The organism is Dietzia sp., assembly GCF_036741115.1.
Lineage (GTDB): Bacteria > Actinomycetota > Actinomycetes > Mycobacteriales > Mycobacteriaceae > Dietzia.
The window spans coordinates 1-2,811 of record NZ_DAINST010000145.1 but is presented as its reverse complement, the minus strand read 5'-3'; the positions used below and the strand labels follow the sequence as shown (position 1 = coordinate 2,811).

Genomic DNA, 2,811 nt, shown 5'->3' with positions numbered 1-2,811 from the left:
GGCGCCGGACTCGGACTCCTGCGCGCCATCGGATTCGGCATCGGACTCGGACTCCTGGGTGGCATCGGAAACGGCGTCGGATCCGGACTCGGGCTCCGACTCGGATTCGACGTCCGACTCGGCCTCGTGCTCGGAGACCAATTCTTCGCCGTCTTCCCGCTGCTCTGTGGAAGCCGGTACGCGCTCTCGCCCGGTCTCGCGATCGTGCTCGTGCTCGGTCTCGCGGTCGTGCTCGTGCTCGTGGTCGCGATCACGGTCGTGCTCGATATCGCGCGCCGATTCGTGATCACGCTCTGCTTCGCGGTCGTGCCCGCGATCGGCCTCGCGCCCATGAGCAGTCTCGGCCTCCGGCTTTCCGCTGCCCGCATGCCCGGCATCGGACTTCCACGAATCATCCGCGTCGGCGTCCACCGATGCCGGGGATTCGTGTTCGCTCACCGATTCCGACCCTGCGGAGCCAGCGCCAACCGCGCCCGCGGCTCCAGCGCCAACGGCTCCCGCAGCCCCGCCCGCTGCTGTGGCACCGGCACCGGCACTGGCACTGGCACCGGCCGCACCCACGGACACCGGCTCGCGCAGGTGCTCCTCGTGGTCGAGCTCGGCCTCGCCGAGCCCGATGCGGTGCTGCACCTTCTTCATCCACCGCGGCGCCCACCAGCAGTCCTCGCCCAGGAGTTTCATCACCGCGGGGACGAGCAGCATGCGGATCACGGTGGCGTCGATGATCAGCGCGGCGATCATGCCGAATGCGATGTACTTCATCATCACGATCTCGGAGAACGCGAACGCGCCGGTCACCACGATGAGGATGAGCGCGGCCGAAGTGATGATCTGGCCGGTCCTGGCGATGCCCGAGCGGATCGCAACTTCCGTAGAGACGCCCCGCGAGCGCGCCTCCACCATTCGCGACAACAAGAACACCTCGTAGTCCGTCGAAAGGCCGTAAATGATGGCCACGAGGAGGACCACGACAGGCGACGTCAGAGGCCCAGCAGTGAAGCCCAGGGCGCTCGCGCCGTGCCCGTCCACGAAGATCCACGTGAGCACGCCGAGCGTCGCACCGAGGCCGAGCGCGTTCATCAGCGCGGCCTTGAACGGCAGGACGAGAGAGCCGAATGCGAGGAAGAGGAGCAGGGTGGTGATGACGAGGACGTATATCGCGAAAAACGGCAGCCCGTCGACCAGCGCATGGATCGAGTCCTGCTCCATCGCCGGGTTGCCGCCGACGTAGACGGTGGTGCCGTCGGGGATCGGGAACTTCTGCAGGTACTCGACGGTCTCCTTCGCCGAGTTCCGATCAGCGACGCTCGCCTGGAGCACCGTGACGTCCTGCCCCTCGGCGTTCTTCTCGCCGGACTTGGCGAACTGGAACGTGCCGGTGAGCCCGGGAGCCTGGTTGGCGGACTGCCGGATGTCGGAGACCTGCTGCGCTTCGCCGCCGACGATGACGAGCTTGACCGGATCGGTTCGCGACTGCGGGAACGCCTCGTCGTAGGTCTCCTGCGCGACTCGCGTCGGGTTGTCGGGCGGGAGGTACGTCTCGTTGATCCCGCCGAACTTGACGCCGAAGAACGGAGCGATCAGGGCGAGCAGCACCACGACGATCGGGACGGCGACGGCCCACGGCTTCGACATCGCGAATCGGGCGATCCGCGCGAAGAAGCCCTTCTCCTCACCTGGGGCGATGGCGTGGTCGTCCGCCTCGTCGCGGCGCAGCGCCGGCACGATCCGGCCGAGGATGCCGCGCACCGAGAGGAAATCGACCCTGTGCCCGAGGATCGCGAGCAGAGCCGGCAGGGCGGTGACGGAGAGCAGCGCGGCGAGTACGACGGCCGCGATGGCGCCGTACGAGACCGACTTGAGGAACTCCTGCGGGAAGATGAGCAGGCCCGACAGGGTCGCACCGACCATGAGCGCGGAGAACGCCACGGTCCTGCCCGCTGTGGCGACCGAGCGCCGCGCCGCGTCCGGGGGTCTGTAGCCCGCCGCCATCTCCTCGCGGAACCGCGACACGACGAAGAGGCCGTAGTCGATGGCGAGGCCGAGGCCGATGAGCGTGACGACGTTGTTCGCGAAGGAGTTGACCGGGTGGACGATGCCCATGAGCTGGAGGAGGCCCAGGGCGGAGATGATGGTGAGGATGCCGACGGCGACGGGTAGAAGCGCGGCGACGACACCGCCGAACACGACGATGAGCAGCAAGAACACGAGCGGGAGCGCGATGAGCTCGGCGCGCTTGAGGTCGTTGGTCATGCCCTTGTCGAGGGCACCCGCGACGGGCTGGAGGCCGCCGATCTGCGTCTCGATCCCGTCGACCGGTATTTCGTCCTCGAACTGGCGATAGTTCTCGAGGATCTCGTCGTCGCTGCCGGCGATCTGGATCGAGGCGACGGCTATGCCCTCGTCGCGGTTGACCAGTGCCGGGGTCTTCTTGTCGGTGTAGCTCGTGATCCCCGTGATCTCGTCGGGGTGATCCTCGCGGAGCGTCGAGAGGGAATCGGCCACGTTGTCGAGGAACTGCTGGTCGTCGACGTTTCCGCCGGGCGCGTGGTAGAGCACGACGACGTCGCCGAGCGCGTCTCGGCCGTATGCCTCCACCTCCGCGGACTCGGCCGCCGCCCAGCCGGAGTCCGGGTCCTCGAAGCCGCCCTGGGTGAACGGCTTGCCGAAGAGAGAACCGGCACCGGCGATGGCGAACATCGCGATCACGGCGATGGCGAGTACCAGCACCTTTCGCGTCGCGACGATGCGTCCCCATGCGTTAAACAAGTCGTGGCCTTCTTACGGATCGATGGCTGGCTGGCTGTCTGT

The 2,811-nt window shown here is 67.4% G+C and carries 1 protein-coding gene; it reads right to left on the bottom strand.

The features are described from left to right. A partial coding sequence (locus tag V7E05_RS13990; protein ID WP_333620241.1) for an MMPL family transporter occupies positions 1-2,769 on the bottom strand: 2,769 nt, incomplete at its 3' end. Between the last annotated feature and the right edge of the window lie 42 nt (positions 2,770-2,811).